This is a genomic window from Paenibacillus sp. W4I10 (assembly GCF_030816325.1).
Taxonomy (GTDB): domain Bacteria; phylum Bacillota; class Bacilli; order Paenibacillales; family Paenibacillaceae; genus Paenibacillus; species Paenibacillus amylolyticus_B.
In genome coordinates, this window is the sequence record NZ_JAUSXX010000001.1 from 2,376,962 (window position 1) to 2,398,525 (window position 21,564).

Consider the following 21,564-nt stretch of genomic DNA (forward strand, 5'->3'; position numbering starts at 1 on the left):
CGATCACGTGTCTATTTTATTTTGATATGGTCCTGATCGGCTGTCTCGGTTGGCTTCTTAATGAAATGGTATCTTTACGTCGATATACTCCAAGCAGTAAACCCATCATGGCGTATTCTAAGATCAGATGAGAACCAAATCCAATAAAAGGGAATGTAACGCTAACAATCGGAACCTTTCCGGTAGTCATCGCCAGCGAGTAAAGCATTTGCAATACAAACATCATTGTAATACTGAACACGATCATACGACCAAATTCATCGAGTACACGAGGTAGCATTTTCAGCATACTAGCAAGAAACCATACGATTCCAAGCAACAGCACTATGCCTGCTAGCCAACCAAATACATCAATAAGCATTACACCGGGATAGTCCATATAAAATCCTTTAAAGTGGTCAAAAGACGTGTCAAAACCGTTTCCCCACCATCCGGCGGAATGAAGAATACTCATAATTGATTGGTTATAGCTACCATTTCCTAGCGGGTCATTTTGGGGATTAAACACGGCAGTGAGTCTCTCAAACCGCCTGTACTCACCACTCAAAAACAATTGCATCATAGTGACAAGTCCCGCAATTGCAGCACCTACAAACGTATAAAGCCATTTTCGTGTAATCCAGGCAAACAAGATAATAGTTGCCGTTCCGAATGGAAACAATCGTACCCAATCTGAAGCTTGTAACAGGCTAAAAGACGGCAAAGCCACAAGAAGAATATAAGTTGAGATGGATTGTACGTCACACTTAGTACGCAGCTTATCCAGCATAATCGCACCTATGGCGAGGGGCAATACCCACATGGATATCGTCGTGAGATCAATGGTTAACCCAAATATGCTCCAGAACCGTTGCACACCATAATCAAACGGTGATACCAACGGATTAATCCACAACATACCACTTAACAAAATATAGATCCACCAAGCAGCTTTTTTCCATTTTCGATAATCAAAATACATCAAAAACACCATCAGTACTAAACCAAAAATAGTGTAGATCAAATGACTTTTATACAAGAACTGAAAGGTTTCAACTGAGATATTTGTCGTATAAATCCACGTCAGCAGCAGACTTATGATTAGCAAACTGGAAAGTCCCGTTAACAGACCCCAATGTATTCGATGGCGATGCAATCGGTGCATGCTTTTGCCTATTACTGCAGGATCACCCATCTGTTCAATGGCATATGCAATTGCTTCTTCCTCTGTATAACCTTCTTGTTCTTTGTCCAAAATGATCTCTTCCATGTGGTTTCCCAACTCATCACGCAGGTCGTTATGTACTTCGCGAGCTTTAACCTGAACACACATGTGATCAAGATAATGCTGAATTCGTTCATCTCGATTCGTCATGTCAGGCCTCCTTCCCCAAGCACCCGATCCACAGCTCTACGGAACAAATTCCACTCCGCTTTTTTACTTTCTAAGGCCTCCATGCCCTTGTCACGAATCGAATAATATTTACGTTTACGGCCTTCAACCTCCATCCAGTAAGACTCTACCCATCCTTCAATCTCCATGGCATGCAAAATAGGATATAACGTGCCCTCTTTCAGATTAAACACACCCTCAGATTGACGATGTAATTCCTTAATTAATTCATAACCGTACAACGGTCGTTCCTGAAGCAGGGTCAGAATCAATGTTTCGGTACTGCCTTTAATCATTTGTTTGTTAACCTGCAACGCGCTCACTCCTTCCTTTTCATACTTTTAAATCTTTTCTGATCATATACATCGTAAACCTATGCATAGAACAACTAGGTATGATATTACCTTATCCTTCCTTTTCTGTCTAGCTAACATGCTTCTTTATTTATGTTAAAATAAACAAGTCCTTTCATTCACGAACTTTAATGACGAATCTATATATTCGTGTATTTTTCAATTACATATACTATTTTTTCAATACAATTAAAGGAGGCATTACATTCATGAGCAAACTAATTTTCTTTCTCGGCGGGGCCGGAAGTGGCAAGACCACCCTTGCCAAAGCCCTTTCCCGTAAACATAAAGCGGCTTTCTTTGATATGGATATTCTGCTTCGTCCCGCGGCTGAGGCGATCATGACCCTTCAGGGACTTGATCCATCCGACCGAGATTCGCCTGAATACAAAAGGTTGTGCCGTGATCTTGGGTACCGCATTACGATGGACGCCGCTCTGGATAACGTTCAGTTGGGTATCGATACGATCGTTGTGGGGCCATTTACCAAAGAAATCGGTACCCCGGATTGGATTGCTCAGGAACTTGCACGAATTGGACATACCCTGGAAGATACGGATGTGCGTGTGGCCTATATTTATCTTGAGAATGAAGCGTTGTATCACAAACGGATCACAGCAAGACAATCTCCATTGGATGAATGGAAACTCGCAAACTGGGATGCCTTCACAGCTTCTCTCGTCCGTAAAGAAGTAGCCTGGCCGCTCCCTGCTTCATCCGTCGCTTATATTGACAATTCCAATGATGATCCTGCGATTGCCTATGCCGAACTTGAACGACGGATGTACGAGTAGCTTTATAAAATTCACATCACAATTCCTTTGCACTAGTTCGCTTCACATGGAAAATAAAAAGACGAAACAAAAAGAGGTATTTGTTGAGACCCCCGTTGGGTCCATCATGACAAATACCTCTTTTTCATATATTCAAGATCATCTTTTCATATGTTCAAGATCATTCGCAACTCGCTATTCACCCTCTGCGATTGCGGGATCACGCAAAAAGGTTTGCGGAAGTCCTGCCGTAATAAGTGCGTACTACGGAATCGCCATTACATTTGAACTGATAGATTATAGATGTACTTAAATGTAGATAGCCAACATATCTCAACTCAAAGGAGAATTTCATGAAATCTCACGTAGCAACATGTCCAACTCGACAAAAACAACAACAACACAGCTACAAATCGAATCCTAATTGGAAACGTGCCGTAGCCAACATCCTCCTGGTTGCATCTCTGAGTTTCACCACAATAACCAGTGTATCGGCTGAAAGCAGTCTCCCTCTTCCTCAGGTAAGCCCTCAGGAAACGGAATCGTTCATCAATCAATTCTTCGCCCAACCTGAAGTGAAGTCTGCTCTGAAAGGTGCGGTAGTCACCGTTGTTCACGATCAACAGATTGTGTTGAATAAAGGATATGGTTATGCCAATGTGGAAAAACAAATCCCCGTCGATGCCGACTCCACCCTGTTCCGTGTAGCCTCCATCTCCAAAACGCTGACAGCAACCGCTATTATGCAATTGGCCGAGCAAGGTAACGTAAAGCTTGATCAGGATATCAGCGCATACACAGATGGTCTTGATCTGACCAACCATACCGGAACAGCGTTAACATCGGAACATCTGATGACCCACACCAGCGGGTTTGATTTCACAGATGCAGCAGCTACAGACAGGGAGCTGGGAAGTTCTTATCCGCTTGAGCAATTCGTCAAAGACCACCAACCGTCCGTTGTCCGCACGCCAGGAGAAGTTTTCCGTTACGACAACTACGGCTATGCACTCTTGGGCTACATTGTTCAGAAACAGTCCAAACTTCCGTTTGAGACTTATGTACAACAGCATATTTTCCAGCCACTCGGTATGTCGGATAGCCATTTTACACTAAGCAAAGACTCGCTCAGTAAACTCGCAACTCCTTATGGCGCTGAAGGGCAGGCATTACCGCAATATCCCAATGTACCGGATAGCTCACCTGAGGGCGGATTAATTACGACTGGACGGGATATGTCTCATTTTATGCTTGCGCAGCTCAATCAAGGTTCGTCCCAGGGTGCACGTATACTCGAACCGGCATCCGTCCAGGACATGCAAACGTTGGATGTCTCCATACACCCTGATATACCCGGCACAGGTTACGGATTCGAATCCACCTATTCGCAATATAATCATGGACGGAAAGTCGTGAGTAAAGCAGGCGATCTTGCGGGCTTCCACTCCAATCTATGGCTCTTGCCTAACGAGATGACCGGACTATTTATCGTCTCCAACAGTGATGGACCAGATGTGCGAGAAGCGCTTTTTCAAGCATTTATGGATCATTTTTATCCAAACAACAAGACGCATTATAGTGATTATAGCGTACCCAAGTCTTCACTCCGTTCCTACGAGGGACTATATCGAGATATCCGTCTGCCTGCATGGTTATATGATATTTCAGCAACAGAGAAAGGTCTTCAGGTTATAGATGCTTATGGCACTCACACTTTAACACCCGTTAAGGACATGTTGTTCATGGATGAGGACGGTAAGCTTGCTGGTTTCAAAAAAAATCAGTCAGGTGAAATCACGTATTTCTATTACAACAAGTCAGATAGCTGGTCCGAGAAATTGCCAGAAGCCAAGCCTTATGAAGATGTGCCAGAAGACCATCCCTATGCTCCGTACATCTATCGCTTAACACAGATTGGCCTGTATCCACAGGATCAATCCCTATTTGAACCAGGGAAGCCTGTTAGTCGTGGGGAGTTTGTAGCACAGGTCGTGGGCATAAGCGGAATGTCCATTTCAGCTCAATCACCAAAATTTAAAGATACCCAATCAAGTCCCTATGCCGCCTACATTCAAACCGCTCTTGAACTGGGTATCGTGCAAGGTAATACCCGTGGATTGTTCCATCCTGACCAAGCCATAACAAGGCAAGAGGCGGCGGTGATCATATCGAGAACGGCACAGCAACTACTTGGCGCACCTGCCGTAACTGCCGAACTCATCGGCTCACAGAATCTTTGGGCTGAAGAAGGTGTCCAGTTTGTGGTTGCTCTAGGTCTCTACGGTCCTGAAGTATCCGTATCCAGCACCGGTGCTGTGGATTATAGATCAAAGCAGCCTATGCTCAGGCAGGAATCATCAGTTTTGATGTACAAAATGTTAGGCACTCTGCTACATTAACATAGAGTGATGCTCGGCAAGCCATGTCATTGCTACATGGCTTGTTTTCCACTTCATTTTACCAATGATGCATTTTATAAGAACGGATGATTACTCGCATGGGATTAAGAAATTCATTACATAGAGTCACCACATATAAATTTAGTTCTGTTTGGTTTGTCACGATGTTGTGCTTTATACTGACAGCCACATATATCCATATCTCTTCATTTTCAAATCCTTATATCGGACTTTCGTTGACACCAAATGCCTCCAATTCTTGGGCAGTACATGATGTAGATCCGCAAGGGTTAGCTTTTACATCCGGAATTAGATCGGGTGACACCGTTATCTCCTTGGCACCCAAGAGAGAAGTCCGGTTACTCCATCAAAAAGGCGTATTCTTAGTGACTGAAGCCTACACCATCGGCGTTGAGAATTTTCGCGGTCAGACATCCGAACATACAATGAAGCCCGGACCACGTGAATGGTTCAACATCGGCTTCTCATCCATTGTGGAATTATTGCTGTTGCTGACCGGAACCTATGCCTTGTTTAGCCAACCCGGTTCACGAGTGATGCATCTGTTCTACCTCCTTAACCTGTCCATGGCCATATGTATACTGACGATATACACTTCCCAGTTGCCTATATCCAATTATATTTTGGCCTTTTGTGCGGCATGGTTACCTTACTGTCTAACTGCTTTTTATGTGTCTTTTGTATTCCGTACCCGCCTGCATCGTTTCCGGTGGTTACTATTCATCAGCAGAGGTATTGCATTTGCTTATTCTGCAGGCCTAGTATTTCTGTACATCAAGCAGTGGATGATGACCGATGTTCAGATCAATCAAGGCATTACCACCGTCAGTACTCCTGTTGCGCCGTCTGGTCCAACCAATCTGCTTAACTTTATTCTTTGTGCAACCCTTCTGATCTTAATCTGGATGACATGGGTTAATCGTAAAAGCTACAATCGCAAGGAGCAGAACCAGCTATTGCTCATGTTAACAGGAATTATTTTTAGCCTGATTCCCTTCATCATCTGTTTTGCTATTCCAACCCTGCTTCAAGGTGAACCATTATTGCCTGTAGAGTACACATTAATTGGATTTCTTCCTTTATCATGGATGTTCACTTATGTACTTGTACAACGGAGCATGCTTGATCTCAAACTGGTTATGCCAAGATTGATGATTCATGGACTATATGCTTTAATCGTATTTTTACTGTTTCTGGCTGCTTCTCGCCTGCATTCGTTAATTCATATCAGCTTACTGTTTGTCTCGTTTTTGCTGATTACTTGGGTGTATCAGTACATGCTCACCCGCTCACGCAAGAAAAACAAACTTAACAAAGACTGGTTGGAACACCAGCAACTGCGGTTGACTGTGCGAATGGCTGAGCAGCAAAACATGCGGGACATGATTCACGTGTTTGCCGAGATGTTCCACAAGATGCTGGATATTGAAGGCGTAATTGTCATATGGATTGAGAATAAGCACAGATATTCTCAGGAAGGTACAGGGGTTTTTGCTTCCATTCAGAATATGGATAACGAGGCGTTGGATATTGAAGTTTTACGACAGAAATATGACTTGGCGCAGGTTTGGGAGCTTTCAGGTGAACCAACGACGGAGATGACAGGATTTCTAGGCATTGGTCACAAAGAAAATCGCACCCTTTTTTCAGCAGAAGAGCAGGATATCATTGATAAAGGCAGGCTGGAAGCGATTCGAATGCTCGTCAATGGCAAACTCTTATCTGATCTGCAGAAGCGATATGAATACCGTGTAGACCAGACAGATCTTCATGAACACCAGATATGCCGCCATCGGCAGTTCAATGATATTATGATGGAAGCCCAACAGGCAGAGCGTATGAAAACCTCTTATTTCCTTCATGATCAACTGCTTCAAAACCTGATTTTCCTGTCTCGTGATTTGGAGGAATTACACGATACCGGAGAGACGCATAAGGATCAAACGGCTGTTTGGCTAGAGTGCCTGTATGCTTCCCAGAGAGATATACGCCAATTGTGTGATGATCTCTACCCTCATATTATGGATCGAAGTGATCTTGAGGAAGCGTTGCAATGGCTCATCCGTACACTTCAAATACAAAGTGGTATCAGAATGGAATTAAACTACAACGCCCTCTCTGAAGAGTTGAAGCACGAACCTCTAAAGTCCACCGTCTTTCGGACGGTCCGCGAACTCATTATGAATGTGATGAAGCACGCACAAGCGTCCTTTTGCTCCATTCAGATACACAGAAGGGATAATGACTTGATTCTCCAAGTAGAGGATGACGGCTTGGGGTTCAACGTTCATACCACATTTGCTACTGCAACAGGGCACTTCGGTTTGATATCCATACAAAGCAGCATTCAACATCTCGGTGGAGAATTCACCATACATTCCAGCCTTGGCAAAGGAACCTCAATCAACATTCGTTTGCCTCTAACGAAAGGAACTACTGAATAATGAGCGAACCCCTTACAGTTGTATTGCTTGATGATCACCCCCTGGTCATGGAAGGTCTCAACAACCGCTTGAACCGCGAACCCGGTATACAGGTACTGAAGACATTCAGCGATCCATTGCTTTTCTTATCCGAAGTAGAGGCGTTGCGACCAGATGTTGTCGTTATGGATATCCGCATGCCCCAGCTTGATGGGTTCGAGGTTGTGAGAAGATTGAAAGATCAATACGGGTTATCCGTCAAAATTATATTGCTATCTGGATACAACTATCATGAATTCCAGTTAAAAGCTTATGATCTGGGCGTCCATGCCTACTTGTCAAAACAAGCAACGTATGGACAGATTATCAACGCCATTCACCAAAGTATGTTGGGTCATGTGCTTGTTCCAGAGACCATGTTATCCTCTAATCTGGAGGAATCACTCACTGCAACAGAACGCGAAGTGCTTAACCGTATTGCACTGGAGATGACCAATAAGGAAATTGCACAGGATCTGGCGATCAGCCAACGTACAGTGGAGTATCATATCACGTCTATTACACAGAAATTTGGTGTTAAATCCAGAATCGGGGCTGTAGTCAAAGGCTATCAGGCAGGTATTCTCGGTGACGTAACACTCCCTGAGAAACGCTAAAAACATTCACCCTTTAAAAGAACAACAAAAGAGCGGCAGAACACCCTTGTAATGCAACCTGAGGTTTGTTCTTAACCGCTCTATTTGTTAATTACTTTCCTATAGGGGCATTCATGCTTGATGCGTGTGCTCCTTATCCGTGCTGACGCGTCGCATGACGTTCAGCAATACGAGCTGTAATCAATCCATGACTCTCATCGATCTCCTCCGGTGTGCACGCGGCTTTCAGCTCATATACTTTCACTGGCGAACGATCAATGATATCCAAAAATGAATCAAAGAAGGTCATGTCTTTACTATGAATGTATGGACACCAATGATCTGCCAACCCGACGGTTTCATGAATATGCACGCCAACCACGTGATCAATCAACGCGTTAGCCTCACGTACATTATCGTACAGCCCCATTCGATCCATCATCATGCCGTGACCAATATCGTACCAGAGACCAAGCGGCGCGCCCTTCATTTGTCCAATAATCGTTCCGGCTTCATGCAAAGTCGGCATCTGATAACAGCGTGAACGGGTCTCAATGCCGAAATTCACCCCGTATCCCCGCTGCTCCGACAAGTCGCATACCTCTTCCAGACTTTCTTGAATCCGGCTCAGGTAATGTGCACTACCATCTTCCCGTTTCTCCAGCATCTCTTGCCATAAAGATTGATATGCCGGTGAGTCCGGCCCCTGATCGCGGTATATTTTTTTCAACGCTTCATCTATGTTGTATTCAAACGGAACCTCACCGGGATGTACAACAACAGCCTTGGCCCCATAACGATGTGCGTACTCGGCAGAGCGAAGTAACAGTTCAATCGCCCGTTTGCGGCGCGGCTCATCATCGAACCCAAGCAGGACGGAATCCGTCCCGTAATCGGGATCTGCCACATGCGGGAATGTATTATGCACACTGGATACACCGATCTCGCCCCGTTCAATCATCGGCTCTATCGTCTGCAGCATCTCTTCCGTAACATTATAATTCAATTCCACCTGTCTGAATCCAAGAGATTTGATCTCTTCGATCATGCCTTGTCCGGTCGTATGACGTTTAATATTCCAACATGTTGAGAACGAATATTCCTGTTTGTCCGTATACATTATTGGTCCTCCTGTCTCTCATTCTATCGCCCATTCATATTCCATTTATCTCTATCTATATAAGTTGAACCAATAAACTTTACACTAGATCACTCCAATTGCAGTACCATCTTCCGATCGCTGTTATCTCCAGATTTTTTTGATCCCCTTCTCCAAAGGGAAAAATCCGGAGATAGCTTATGCTTCCGATGCAGCTTTCTTGCAGAAAGCTTTCAGGCGAACGCTCCGCTTCTTCAGATCGGTTCTGCACTCTCCGTTCTCGTGTAAATGTTCAGTTCATCTTATATACCTATTTATTCCTCATACCGTTGTTTTCACGGAGAGTCAATTCAAATCTCATCTTGTTTGGAGTTTTCCCAGGCACATAACGATAGATGATCTCCGCATGATTCACATACATTAATACGGATGGTTCAGGCGCTTCAGCCTTCACGGTACACGTAAGTCCAGGGAACTGCCATAACGCTGATGTAATATCCTGCTGACGAAGGGATGGCCCCCTGATTTCAAAATAAACATCGATCTCTTCCGCCGTATCCAGATCCACATCAATGGTTAACGAATCTGGCGTGAGATCCGCATCGAACGTTACTCCGCGCAGATGACTGTTCCAATCCTCGCCTACCTCACGGCGGATCAAGCGAAGATAATAACGCTCCCCCGTCTCTGTCTGCCAGTGGATCGTAGCTGGATGCATCTGTCCATTCGTATTCACACTTCCCGACATGGCCCCGATCATCCGATCCTCACCGATCCAAGCTTTGGCTGTACACAAATTCCGATTGGACGTTGGGTCATTGCGCTCACACAGTTCCATGAACTGTTTCTGCACAAGCCGATCCGCTTGATGAGCCTTGAAATACGGTACGGCTTCTGCGGGCACATCCACCCCAAGAAGCGCAATCAGTGGATCATGACCTGACTCACAGTTGATTCCTGCCAGATATTCATACCCTTCTCCAAGTAAGAGATAGATAAATACACCAATCGAACTATGCTCTCGCATCTCCATGTCGTACGCCCGAGAGAATGGGCCGGAGAGATTCTCCAGGTTGGCATTATAATATAGCGCGATGTTATGCCACAGCCCATGTTCAATCCGGTGTCCAATTTCGATCAAACGTTCCGTGAGTCCGTACTTTCGATACATGCCAAGCACGGACAGATCCACCCCGTAATACGTTGTTGTATTGAATTCAGCGAATGTACCGTCGTACTGTTCAAACTCCTTCATGAATCCCTCTGCCTGTTCATCCGAATGCTGAATCCATTCTGTTCGGTTCAAGCGATGGCCGTAGTAGTGGGTGATGAAAATATGCATTAACTCAATATTGGTGTTCATTGGGATTACGTCGGATAACCTTCGTTCTATTGACCCTTGAACAGCCAATTCCATTGCATGATCCATCCGTTTCATGAGTGTATCTGGCATAAGTTCGGAGAATTCGGCAGTTACGACCACACAGACACAAGCGATAAACTCGCGCCAGTTGGGGTCATAGCTGATCCAGACCGGTGGCAGGACCTGATTCACTGCCGAATGAAACAGGCGTTTCAGTTGTTTGGAATCTGCCGTCTCTGTAAGCAGAGATCCATCTTCCTGTAGTTTATGGATAAACTGCGCAGACACCTTCTCAAAGGTGCGTTCCAAGAAATAGGCCGTGCCTGGCGCAAAAGATTTCCAAGCATAGTGACCCGCTGGTGGATGCGCATCATTTGGCCGGGTCGCGAAGGTTCCGTGATAGATCTCATCCGGAGCGTCATATTGTACATCGAGCACTTTGTGGAACACTCGTATCGCGCGTTCCACATCACCAGGCTCATTTCGAATCAACAACCCTAGCGCATAATGTGCGCTAGCTCGTGTGCTGTGCTGCGATGAATCCTCCTCTTCAAAACTCCGAAGCAGATCCAATTCCTTATCATAGAAGCTATCCATCATCAACATGGACTGATTTACAAGGTACTGCTGCTCTTTTGACATCTTCTCTACCATTCGTTGTGTCATGTCATACGCCCTCCCGAGACTGTTATCCTTTTACAGCACCTACCATTACGCCACTGATAAAGTACCGCTGCAACCATGGATACACCAGAAGGATCGGTAACGTTGAGAATATAACGCTGGCTGCTTTCAGACTCTCAGGCAGGACCTGAACGGCGCCAATGCCTTCGTTCTGCATCAGTTCTGTAATCTGGTTTTGCTGAATCATCTGATACAACTTCAATTGCAAAGGATATAGCTCAGGCTTGGTAATATACATGAGTGCATCCTGGAAACCATTCCAGCGCCCTACCGCGTAGAATAGGCTCAATGTCGCCATAACTGGAAGGGATAGCGGCAAAATAATACGCATAAGTGTTCCGAAGTGACTGCTTCCATCAATGCCCGCTGCTTCTTCGAGACTTTCGGGAATCCCTCGGAAGAAGGTAATGAGAATGATCATATAGAACGGACTAATCAATCCAGGCAGAATAAGTCCCCATGTGCTGTCGAGTAGATGCAGATTTTTGATCAGAATATACTCGGGAATAATGCCGCCACTGAAGAACATCGTCACCACAATGACAAGCATGAACCACTTGCGCCCCTTCAAATTACTTTTCGCCAGTGGATAAGCAGCTGCAATGGTCATCACCATGCTCAGCACCGTACTCAGGACGGTCAGCCAAATGGTATAGATCAGGGAACGAATCATCGATCCATCTGCAAATACTTTGGTGTACGCCTCAAAGGACAACTCTTTTGGGAAAAAGGAAACTTCTCCTGAACCGATCGCCCGGTTCGAGCTGAGCGAGATCGCAATAATATGAATGAATGGTGCAAGACACAGCACCATCGTAATGATAATAAGAATGACGTTTACCGTGTTGAATATTCGATTCGCCGTGTTTTCAGACATCTCACTCACTCCTTACAGATCATATGTGATTCAATCCACTACATAATGCTCTCATCGGTTAATTTCTTGGACGTATAATTTGCTCCGAGTATGAAGACAAGTCCAACTAAAGCCTGGAACAAACCTACAGCTGTTGCGAGCGTAACCTGACCAGATTGTAAACCGACACGATAGACAAACGTGCTGAGCACATCCGAGTATTCACGTACAGCCACGTTACCGATAATAAACGGTCGGTCAAAGCCGATAGAGATCATGTTGCCGACATTGATGATCAATAAGGTAACAATTGTCGTTTTGATGCCTGGCAAGGAGATGTGCCAGATTCTGCGTAGCCGACTTGCTCCATCCACTTCTGCCGCTTCGTACAGTTCCCGGTTAATCCCTGTCAGAGATGCCAGATACAGAATCGTTCCCCAGCCTGCACTCTGCCACACGCCTACCGCAAGATACGTGAAGAGCCAATAGTTTTTGTCTGAAAGGAATGGCATTGGATCAAATCCCATGCTCATTAAGATATTGTTAATGAAGCCAGATTGTGTACCGAATACCTGAAGTACGATCCCTCCAATAATGACCCACGAAATAAAGTGAGGAATGTACAGTAAAGTCTGTGCCAACTTTTTGAACCAAGCCTTCTTCAGCTCAAACAATAAGATGGCCAGTATTAGTGGCGCCGGGAAAGAAACCAGTAGATCCAGCATGTTTAGCACTAACGTGTTGCGTAATGCGGTGTAAAATCCCTGATTTTGAAACACTTCTCTGAATGCATCCAAGCCAATCCACTCACTACCAGAGATCCCTTGAAAGAAGTTAAAATCCTTGAACGCAATCTGCACGCCATACATTGGCCCATACTTGAAAATAATGAAGTAGATCATGGGCAGTAGGAGCAACGCATATAGTTGCCAGTTTCTGCGGAAATAGATGCTTGTTTTCATAAACCTTCCCCCCATGTCATTCAGGATTCTTCATCAAGACGATGTTGCCATCGCCCTAATGAAATCCCTGTTCTTTGTTGTCATACACATTAGATGTGATCTCTACTCTACTTATTTCATCGCTTTGTAAGCTTCTGTACGTTCATCCAGGATTGCTTGGCCACCGCTCGCCATGTAGTCCTTCATCATGCTGTCATACGTGGCTTCAAAATCAGCAGGTTTGGAAATGGTTGTTTTCACGAAGAATTCCATAAACTTGTCTTTCAGCCCGTTACCGTAACGCGCTTCTGCATCAATAGGTTTGGAGAAACGCACCGGTTGAATCGTATCCGTGTTGGAGATTGCTACCGACTTGCGCATGTCATCCCGATACTTCGACTCTACCTGTACGACATAAGCCTCTTCATTTTTCTTGTCATCCCCAACATATTTGCCATTGACGATAATGGCAATGTCACCGGAATTATAGATACGACCTGCGATTTCAGGAGAAGCATCATCCTTAATCAGTGGTACTCCATCCACAAGTTCATAGTTCTCATTTTCAACACCGAATTGCAGATCGAACAGGTTGTTGCCCGAAGCCATCCAATCCAGATACTTCATCGCTGCTTCCGCATTTTTGCTCGATTTCGGAATCATGACATACATCGCATTGGGTGCATATGCCGGTTTGGCGAATTTGCCCTCGGAGTTTTTGAATGCATCAATCGGTGTCATCAATGCACCAGGTTGATTGGTTTGCAGGTTTTTGTACGTACCGGAGATATAAATCTCCCCTGCATCCTCGGTGTAGAATCCAACTTTGCCGTTAGATACATCTTCCCACAGCTTTTTCTTGTCTTTATCGAGTCCAAAGTCCTTGCTCATTAATCCTTCATTATATAGTGTGTTCATATATTTCAGAGCGTCCTTGAAACCAGGCAACAACGTTGGATAGTCATTGGAACCCAGTTGCTGCGTTAATGTATATTTCTGTTCTTCCGTCAGCGGTTCAATGAATGACCAGATCAGGGGTTCATATTGAGCCGAGGCAATCGACATCCCCATCGGGATAAGTCCTGTGCCGACCTTACCCGGATCTTTTTCCTTAAAGGCCTTCAGTGTTGTATGCAGCTCCTCAGCTGTCTCAGGGGAAGGCAATCCGAGTGCATCCAGCCAGTCCTGACGAACATAGGATGCGTACTTGCCAAGTACAAGACGTTTACCTGGAACCGCAAACTGTTGACCATCATATTGACCGTAGGCCAGCGTTTCATCTCCGAGGAACTTCTTCAGGTTAGGACCACTTTGATTGATCAGATCCGTAAGTTCGGTCAGACCTCCTTGCTCTGCATATCGGTTGAATGTTCCCGAATCGTAGGTAAAGACGATATCAGGTACTTCAGAGCCACTCGCCATCAGAACGTTAAGTTTCTGTACTTCCTCCGAGCGTGGTACGGGAACAAACTGAACATCGATGTTGTTTGGATCACCAAACTTCTCTTGAATGAAGCGAGTCAGATAACTGTCCGAAATGGTGTAGCCCGCCGGTGTGTTGCCCCGATCGAAGATTTCTACTTTCAAAGTCGTTTTTTCCCCCGCACCCGACTCTCCTGATGAAGATGTTGATTCGCTTCCTGACGAACATGCAGATAATAATAGAGTGAATGCTGTTACCACTGCGAGGATTGAACTTGCCTTGCCTGTCTTACGTCTTTGAAATAATCTCATTTGACCTTTCCCCTTTCGCACACTCTCTGAATGGATTCACATGATTGCCACTCCACTTTGTTCATCCCATTTTGTTGCACCTGTGAATGTCACTAATCATCACATATAATCTGATATTTAGACAATAAACTATTTTCAAAATGTAATTTTCACGTTTTTCAAGTTAAATACCGCGATATATAAACATATTTCCTGACAATATACAATTTTCACACCTTTTGTGTTAACTATAATAACACATTATGTTGTATTCCTTTTGATTTCTCACATACAATCTGGCATCACCCAGCTTGCAATAATCTTTTTTCCATTGAATCTCTCTTCAAAAAAAAGAAAAAGAGACCACATCTTATGTGATCTCCTTGTTTAGCAACACGTGTAGAACGATTCGACGCACTAATTCCTCGGCGGAAGATTAAACTTCACTTGACCAAACAACGTATCGATGGTATTTCCCGCATGTAAAAAATCTCCTGCAAAGGACGATAAGGTTACAGACCTTATTCCCTCATACAGGAGATTTCATAGATATCTCTAAGATTATTGGATTTCACCCGATACTCGGATGTAATTCAGTTATTGATCCCCTTGTTTTCCACTCTGCTTGCGGTAGTCCCCTGGTGTCACGCCCATAATCCGTTTAAATACTCTGCCGAAAGAGATGGCATTGGCATAACCCACTTGCAGAGCAATATCCTGAACAGCCATATCGGATGCAGACAACAGACGGCAGGCCTTATCGACCCTCAGTTTCACCAGAAAATCAACAAACTTCATCTCAAACTCTTCCTTGAACAGATAACTTGCATATTTGCCCGAGATTTGGAACCGATCGCTCAGATGTTTCAGCGACAGATCCGGATCATCAAAATGCTCTTCAATATAGATCCGCAGCTCGTTGATCATCGCGCGATGACTTTTCGTTTCATTCACAGAAACATAATTGCGATAGACCTCTTTAAGCCATTCCTGCAAAATCTCCTGAATTCCCTCGAGTGTCTCCACCTGCTGGATATCACTGCGAAGGCGAGTCAAGATTTCTTCGGAAAACTGCCTTTGCAATCGCTCAGACAGCTCCCCGAATTCACGAGACAACATCTGGATTAACGCCTGCAGCAGCATGCGAATATCGTGATCTGTAATCTGATCTTCGCCGAACGCTACAAACATCTGATCCAGCTGCGTTCGCCACCCATCACCGGTTAGTCTGAATTCACGGACAAAGTCTGCTAGCATCTGCAAATACTTGTATGATTGCATCTCAATACGATCCGGAAGTTGTTCACTGAGAACAATGGCATCTTTACCAAGAGTAAGTCTATGCTGCAATCCAGCATCTGCACTGGCATACGATCGTGTAATTTCCTCCCAACCTGAAACGGTTCGTCCGATTCCAAAGGTAAACCGCAGTCGGAAATGCTCCGCGATCCACATATGCATCTGTTTAGCCAGATCCATAAGCAATTCACGATCCAGTCCTTCCTGTTCATCCGATGCAATCACGACAATAAGTCTGCGATTCCCAAACCATTCAGCCCAACCACCGAATTCCATCTCGTTCTGCACAAGTTCTTCCACTACGTTCATGAGCGCAATCTTCAGAATATTCTGATTGGTTGAGAGATCCTCACCATTCATCTCTGCAATGAGCACGGCAACACTCTTCGGTTCCATGAATCGTTCCTCTAGCGGTTGCAGATGGCGAAGTCGCTGACGGAATGAATCCATCCGCTCCCCTTCCATCAAATCAACAAGCAATTGCCTGCGGTGAATTAACAGGTTTTCATGATGCTGTTTCTCATAGTCAACTGTCTGAGCAATCAGATGTTCCAGCGCACGGTCGATGAGTGCCAGTTCATCTTTGACTGATGGAGCTGCTTCATCTTCCTCTGCACGTGGCTGTAGCGCCTGAATTCGATTCATGATCAGCTGAATGGGGCGTGTATTTCTTCGAGTAATGTAGATTAATCCCGCCACCGCACCAACGATCGTTAATAATCCAATACCGATCCACACATAAGAGACAAGGGATACCCATGAATACAGTTGTCCGGATTGAATACCACTCTCGAAGACCAGACCTAGCTTGTCCGCAGACACACGATTAAGGATTTCACCTGCTGACGGGTCCATTTGATGCGCCGTATAGATCAGATTATCACTCTTGTCCCGAACCTGAAGTACAGATAACTTTTCATTGGTCATATGATCAATCTGACGTTCGACTGCATACATGTTAATGGTGATAACGAGCAGACCTTCTCCACCCCACGGTAACGGAAGCCACTTATTCATGCTAATCACCTGTGAAGGTATGTCAAAGGAACGTTCCTTATAATCACGTGGCAGGTTCCAACCGAGGTTCTCCCGATCTTTCAAGGCTTGCTCAATATAGGCACGATCTTCGAAATCTTCCAAACGCATCATGCCTCTGGGCGTAAGTATCTGGGAATCGGACATGCGATAGAGATAAATGGATTGAATCATATCCTGCTGATCCAGCATACGTCCCAACCCACTTGCCGCATCATAGATGAACTGACTCGATAATTGTCCCTGTCCAGCTTCCAGAAAGCGACTATATGTCTTGTTTGCACCAATGTCTTCAAGCAACCGAAGTTCAATGTCGCTTAGCGAGCGCTCCAGTGTATCCACGATATAGCGGGTGGAGATCATGTCGGCTTTCTGCGTTTCGTTACGTGAGAGTTCGTTGACAATCAGGAAGGAGAGAAAGATCAGAATGGAAATCGTAAGCAGAAAAATGGGGAAATACGAATACATCAACTTGGTGTGCCAATTCCGCTTCAGATTTACTTTCATAGGCTCCAACTCCTTCCATCTCTATTCTAATGAGTATGCTCTTCTCTGTTCTTTGGCCTGCCTGCTGACGATATACAGAATCACTGATCCTAATGCCGCACTGATCGTGCAAGCCAGATACATCAGTGATGGACCGCCGGAATCGAGTAAATATCCGTTAAGCATATTACCAACGATTCCGCCCAGGCCAGCAAACACCATGTTAAATAAACTCTGTCCCGTGGCTTGCATTTCCCGTCCCGTAACTGATGCCACATATTCCACTGCTGCAATATAGAAGAATCCAAAGGATAATCCATGCAGCACCTGAACGCCAATCATGACCTCAGGCGTCGGCCATAGCCATTGTATTCCCCAACGTAACATATACGCCCCCGCCGCAAGCAGCATCGTCCGTTCATGTCCCCATTTTCGGAGTATGAATGCCGCTGCCAACATGGATGGAACATTGGTAATTGACGCCAGCAACAGTGCTGTACCCGTCATGGTCACAGAACCGCCAGCCATCTGAAATGAAATGACAAAAAAGGAGTTAAACGCAGTGAGCGTTTGGTTAACCAGGAAACAACCTGTTAGAAATAGAAGGAATGTCCGGTTTCGGAGCAATCTTGCCAAACCTACGGAGAAGGTTACCGAGGACGAGGATATGCTCGTCTGCCGGGGAAGTGTACTTGCCAGTATAGCGCTCAGAATGTTAAACAGAAGAAATGGCAGCCATAACATGTGAATGGAAAATTGGGAGAGATACATCCCTGCGGCAAATCCACCAACTCCCGTTCCTATGCTGCCGAAGAGTCGGATCATGCCATATGAGGTATTGGCTGCTCTCGCGGCGGTAACCGCATAGGAGTCAGCAACGGGTATTTGAGTCACTTGGAATATAGTGCATAAAGTATAAATCAATATTAATATAAAGTACACTTGAATATTGTAGAAGTACGCTAACGATGCAGGAACAAGCAGGCTTATCACCAGTACGAACCGTGTCTTTTTAAACTTATCTACCAGAATTCCCCATATAGGTTGAAGAATAATAGATACAAGTGTGCCAAACGCCATGATAAATCCGGTTTCTTTACTGGAAAAACCTTGTGCAACCAAAATGGGGTTAATGTACGGGTTAAACATTCCCCCGGCAAGCCCCATAAACAGATATAGGCCCTGCAATTGGAGTAAAACACGTTTTGCATCATTGGAATCGGCTTTTGTTTTCTCTGTGTAAGCCTTCATATGTCTACTTCTCATCCGGATCTCCATCCTTTATTTCTGTAGTTGCTTCGCCTATTCTCTATTTTTATGTGCGTGTCAGACTCGACTTGATTGCAGCCAATGCCCCGATTGCCCCTGCTTTGTTCCCCAGTTCAGCTACAGCTAAAAGTGTAGGCAGAACGCTGTAACGTTGGAGGCGTGTGCGCACTTCATTTAGATAATAGGATGGGTTGGATGCAGCCACGCCACCACCGATCACTATAATGGAAGGATTGAGTAAAGCCGTAATATTCGCCAGACCTCTAGCCATATAACGCATGGGCAGTTCCAGAATTTCCAGGGCTGCAAGATCACCCGACTCGGCTGCTTTGAATACATGCCTGGCTTCAATCTGTTCCGCTTCCCCTCCTGCCAGACTCATGATAAGGGATAAGGAACTTCCCTTTCCAGCAGCAAAATAACGCCTCGCCTGTTCGGTAATTCCCGTACCTGAAGTCACTTGCTCAAATACGCCAAAGGAATCCGCATCAGCAACGTAACCGGTATGAAGCCCTTCGTCTCCTGCAATGAAATGCCCAATCTCACCTGCTGCTCCATTCTGGCCGCTGTAGAGCTGTCCATTCAGGATAAGAGCAGCTCCAATGCCCGTTCCAACCGTGACCATCACACAGTGTTGATGTCCCTGCGCTGCCCCTTGATCATATTCTCCCATTGCGGCCAGATTCACATCATTGTCCAACATGATATTTCCGCTATAATACTTTGCAATCACAGGGCGAATATCATGCTCTGGCCACTGAAAAGCTGGAGCATTTCGCAGTATTCCCTCCTCCTGCAAAATCACACCAGGGAATCCCAAGCCTGCACCGTTAAGTTGATCCAGACTGCATCCAACTTCGCGGCAGAATGTTTCCAATTCAGCGAATAACCATCGGAAGAACTCATCCGGCTGATCACTGGCAAGAGTAGGCAAGATACGTTCATGAACTTCATTTCCAGCCTGTTGTGATGACAAGAGCATTAATGTTTTGGTGCCTCCAATGTCAATACCTGCAATCCAGCCGGATGGATCACCTCTAACCGTACCATTCTGATTGGGCTGATAATTATTACTTACGTTTTTCACGGATTCTGTCATCCCTTTTCCCTCCTCACATGTTGTATATCCAATCTCTTATTCCATGCCTTCCTGCTTAAGGTTCAGCATCGTTTGTTGTATGGCTACTTGTACCGCGCCAGTGACAACAGCCTGCTCACCAAGCTTGGAACAGATTAACTGTGGTTGCACCGGGAATTGCTCAGAGATGATCTGCCTCATTAAAGGCAATAACACATCACCGTTTCCTCCTACACCTCCGCCAAGCACAATGAGATCTGGAGCAAGCACAACGCTAATCTGACGCAGAGCTGAAGCAATCTTCTGGCTGTATTGTTGTAGAATGTCTAACGCCTCTACTTCTCCATTGCGTGCAGCTTCAAATAACTTCTCGGGAGTAAGGTGTCTGTGAAGATCATTTGCAACTACATCTACATTTATATCTGCACCCGAATCAGCAGCCTCCAATAATAGTTCATCATGCTGATCTAGATAATCTTTCGCCAGTTGCATCAGACCATCAGCGGACAGCACTTCCTCCAGACGCCGGCCATCGTCCACCAGCATCTCTGCGATCTCTCCAGTTAAGCCACCTAAACCTCGAAGCAATTGGCCATGTACCATGATGCCAGCACCCGTCCCTGTACCGATGGAGAAAAAAACAAACAAGGGATATTCTGCTGCTGCACCACTCCGATACTCCCCAAGGGCCGCAAGGTTCACATCATTTTCCAGAATTACTTCACAAGGAAAAGCTCCTGACAACGACTCTAGAGAGAAAGCGTCTTCCAGACCCGCTAACGGGTCCACAATACGATTGATACGCCCTGAATCTGGCAGCACTACGCCTGGTATACCAAACCCGATGCACTGAATCTGATCCCAGTTCAGATGATTCTCATCAAGCAATTCGTTCATATGGCTTCGAAGAAGCTCCAGCATCGTCGCTTCTGCTCGCTCATAAGCTTTTTGAACAACCATGGGATATGTTCGATAGGCAATGATCTCTCCATTCAGATCGGATAATGCAATCCGAATACGTGTTGCGCCGATATCTATACCACAGACATAATAAGCCCTTTCATTGAAACGAATGAGGGTTGCTTTGCGACCCTGAGCGTTGTCAGCTCGCCCCATTTCCATCACCAGATTACGGTCAATCAGATGTTCGACCGCCAAAGACACCGTTGGTTTACTAAGTCCAGTCTGGCGGCTGATATCCGCTCTCGACATGGTTCCCTGAGTTATGAGGGCATCCATAATGAGATTTTCATTCAGATTGCGGATAAATTGCGGTGTACCAGCCATGTTATCGCCTCCTCTTATAGTTAGTTAGGTTTATTAACAAATTGATTAAATTCAATATATCATCGTGTTTGGTAGGTGTACAGCTTTTTGTCATTGCACTCTTTTACTAGAAAGAACCAACCTTCACCTGTAACACAAAAGCCTAATAAAGGAATTATTATACAATAATAGACGTTTATACATTTCCGAAACAGTGCCACGCTCATAGAATACCTTATCACGATCAGGGAGGTTTTAATATGTATAGAAAACATCATAAATGTCATCATCCAAGACCAAAGTGTTTTTACAAAAAAATTACGAAAACTTGTGTTACCAAAGTTAAATATGTCCCTACAAAGTGTAAAAAACACTGTCATGTCACTGTTGAATATTGTGGAATCAAAAAAAGAAGACATTATTAATACTCTTTTGCCCTTCTCTTATGGAGAAGGGTTCTTTCTTATTGAACTAGATTAATACCGGGTACCACCATTAA

The 21,564-nt window shown here is 45.0% G+C and carries 15 protein-coding genes; 4 read left to right on the forward strand and 11 right to left on the reverse strand.

Annotation, left to right across the window (positions count from 1 at the left end):
- Positions 1-16: 16 nt before the first annotated feature.
- Positions 17-1,354, reverse strand: coding sequence for an FtsW/RodA/SpoVE family cell cycle protein (locus QF049_RS10420; protein WP_307537174.1), 1,338 nt, complete (start codon positions 1,352-1,354; stop codon positions 17-19).
- Positions 1,351-1,686, reverse strand: a complete 336-nt coding sequence (locus QF049_RS10425; protein ID WP_253434636.1) for a PadR family transcriptional regulator — start codon at positions 1,684-1,686, stop codon at positions 1,351-1,353. The genes QF049_RS10420 and QF049_RS10425 overlap by 4 nt, the downstream gene beginning before the upstream one ends.
- A 248-nt stretch (positions 1,687-1,934) precedes the next feature.
- Between QF049_RS10425 and QF049_RS10430 the strand changes: the two genes are divergently transcribed.
- The 4 genes from QF049_RS10430 (at position 1,935) to QF049_RS10445 (ending at position 7,997) form a co-directional block, all read left to right on the forward strand.
- Complete coding sequence (locus QF049_RS10430; RefSeq protein ID WP_307537176.1) at positions 1,935-2,519, forward strand: P-loop nucleotide/nucleoside kinase family protein; 585 nt, start codon at positions 1,935-1,937, stop codon at positions 2,517-2,519.
- A 332-nt stretch (positions 2,520-2,851) separates the two neighbouring features.
- The gene (locus tag QF049_RS10435; RefSeq protein ID WP_307537178.1) at positions 2,852-4,897 is read left to right on the forward strand and encodes a serine hydrolase domain-containing protein; all 2,046 of its coding nucleotides are present in this window, start codon (positions 2,852-2,854) and stop codon (positions 4,895-4,897) included.
- Positions 4,898-5,232: 335 nt separating this feature from the next.
- On the forward strand, positions 5,233-7,362 hold the full coding sequence (locus QF049_RS10440) for a sensor histidine kinase (protein ID WP_307537181.1): 2,130 nt from the start codon (positions 5,233-5,235) through the stop codon (positions 7,360-7,362).
- Positions 7,362-7,997 carry a response regulator gene (locus QF049_RS10445; RefSeq protein WP_307537183.1) on the forward strand — a complete coding sequence of 212 codons (636 nt, stop codon included), beginning with the start codon at positions 7,362-7,364 and terminating at the stop codon, positions 7,995-7,997. The genes QF049_RS10440 and QF049_RS10445 overlap by 1 nt, the downstream gene beginning before the upstream one ends.
- 133 nt (positions 7,998-8,130) lie before the next feature.
- Here QF049_RS10445 and QF049_RS10450 read toward each other — a convergent pair whose 3' ends face one another.
- From QF049_RS10450 to QF049_RS10490, 9 genes are all read right to left on the reverse strand, one after another.
- The gene (locus QF049_RS10450; protein WP_307537185.1) at positions 8,131-9,096 is read right to left on the reverse strand and encodes a sugar phosphate isomerase/epimerase family protein; all 966 of its coding nucleotides are present in this window, start codon (positions 9,094-9,096) and stop codon (positions 8,131-8,133) included.
- 289 nt (positions 9,097-9,385) lie between these two features.
- Complete coding sequence (locus tag QF049_RS10455; protein WP_307537188.1) at positions 9,386-11,104, reverse strand: hypothetical protein; 1,719 nt, start codon at positions 11,102-11,104, stop codon at positions 9,386-9,388.
- Between the two features lie 22 nt (positions 11,105-11,126).
- Complete coding sequence (locus QF049_RS10460; RefSeq protein WP_076249554.1) at positions 11,127-11,999, reverse strand: carbohydrate ABC transporter permease; 873 nt, start codon at positions 11,997-11,999, stop codon at positions 11,127-11,129.
- A 38-nt stretch (positions 12,000-12,037) separates the two neighbouring features.
- Positions 12,038-12,940 carry an ABC transporter permease gene (locus QF049_RS10465; RefSeq protein ID WP_307537190.1) on the reverse strand — a complete coding sequence of 301 codons (903 nt, stop codon included), beginning with the start codon at positions 12,938-12,940 and terminating at the stop codon, positions 12,038-12,040.
- A gap of 111 nt (positions 12,941-13,051) precedes the next feature.
- Positions 13,052-14,653, reverse strand: a complete 1,602-nt coding sequence (locus QF049_RS10470) for an extracellular solute-binding protein (RefSeq protein WP_307537192.1) — start codon at positions 14,651-14,653, stop codon at positions 13,052-13,054.
- A gap of 576 nt (positions 14,654-15,229) precedes the next feature.
- Positions 15,230-17,473, reverse strand: coding sequence for a helix-turn-helix domain-containing protein (locus tag QF049_RS10475; RefSeq protein WP_307537194.1), 2,244 nt, complete (start codon positions 17,471-17,473; stop codon positions 15,230-15,232).
- Between the two features lie 21 nt (positions 17,474-17,494).
- The gene (locus QF049_RS10480) at positions 17,495-18,718 is read right to left on the reverse strand and encodes an MFS transporter (protein ID WP_240661826.1); all 1,224 of its coding nucleotides are present in this window, start codon (positions 18,716-18,718) and stop codon (positions 17,495-17,497) included.
- A gap of 49 nt (positions 18,719-18,767) precedes the next feature.
- Positions 18,768-19,820 carry an ROK family protein gene (locus tag QF049_RS10485; protein WP_307537197.1) on the reverse strand — a complete coding sequence of 351 codons (1,053 nt, stop codon included), beginning with the start codon at positions 19,818-19,820 and terminating at the stop codon, positions 18,768-18,770.
- A 36-nt stretch (positions 19,821-19,856) separates the two neighbouring features.
- Positions 19,857-21,086, reverse strand: coding sequence for an ROK family transcriptional regulator (locus tag QF049_RS10490; protein ID WP_307537199.1), 1,230 nt, complete (start codon positions 21,084-21,086; stop codon positions 19,857-19,859).
- Positions 21,087-21,564 lie beyond the last annotated feature (478 nt).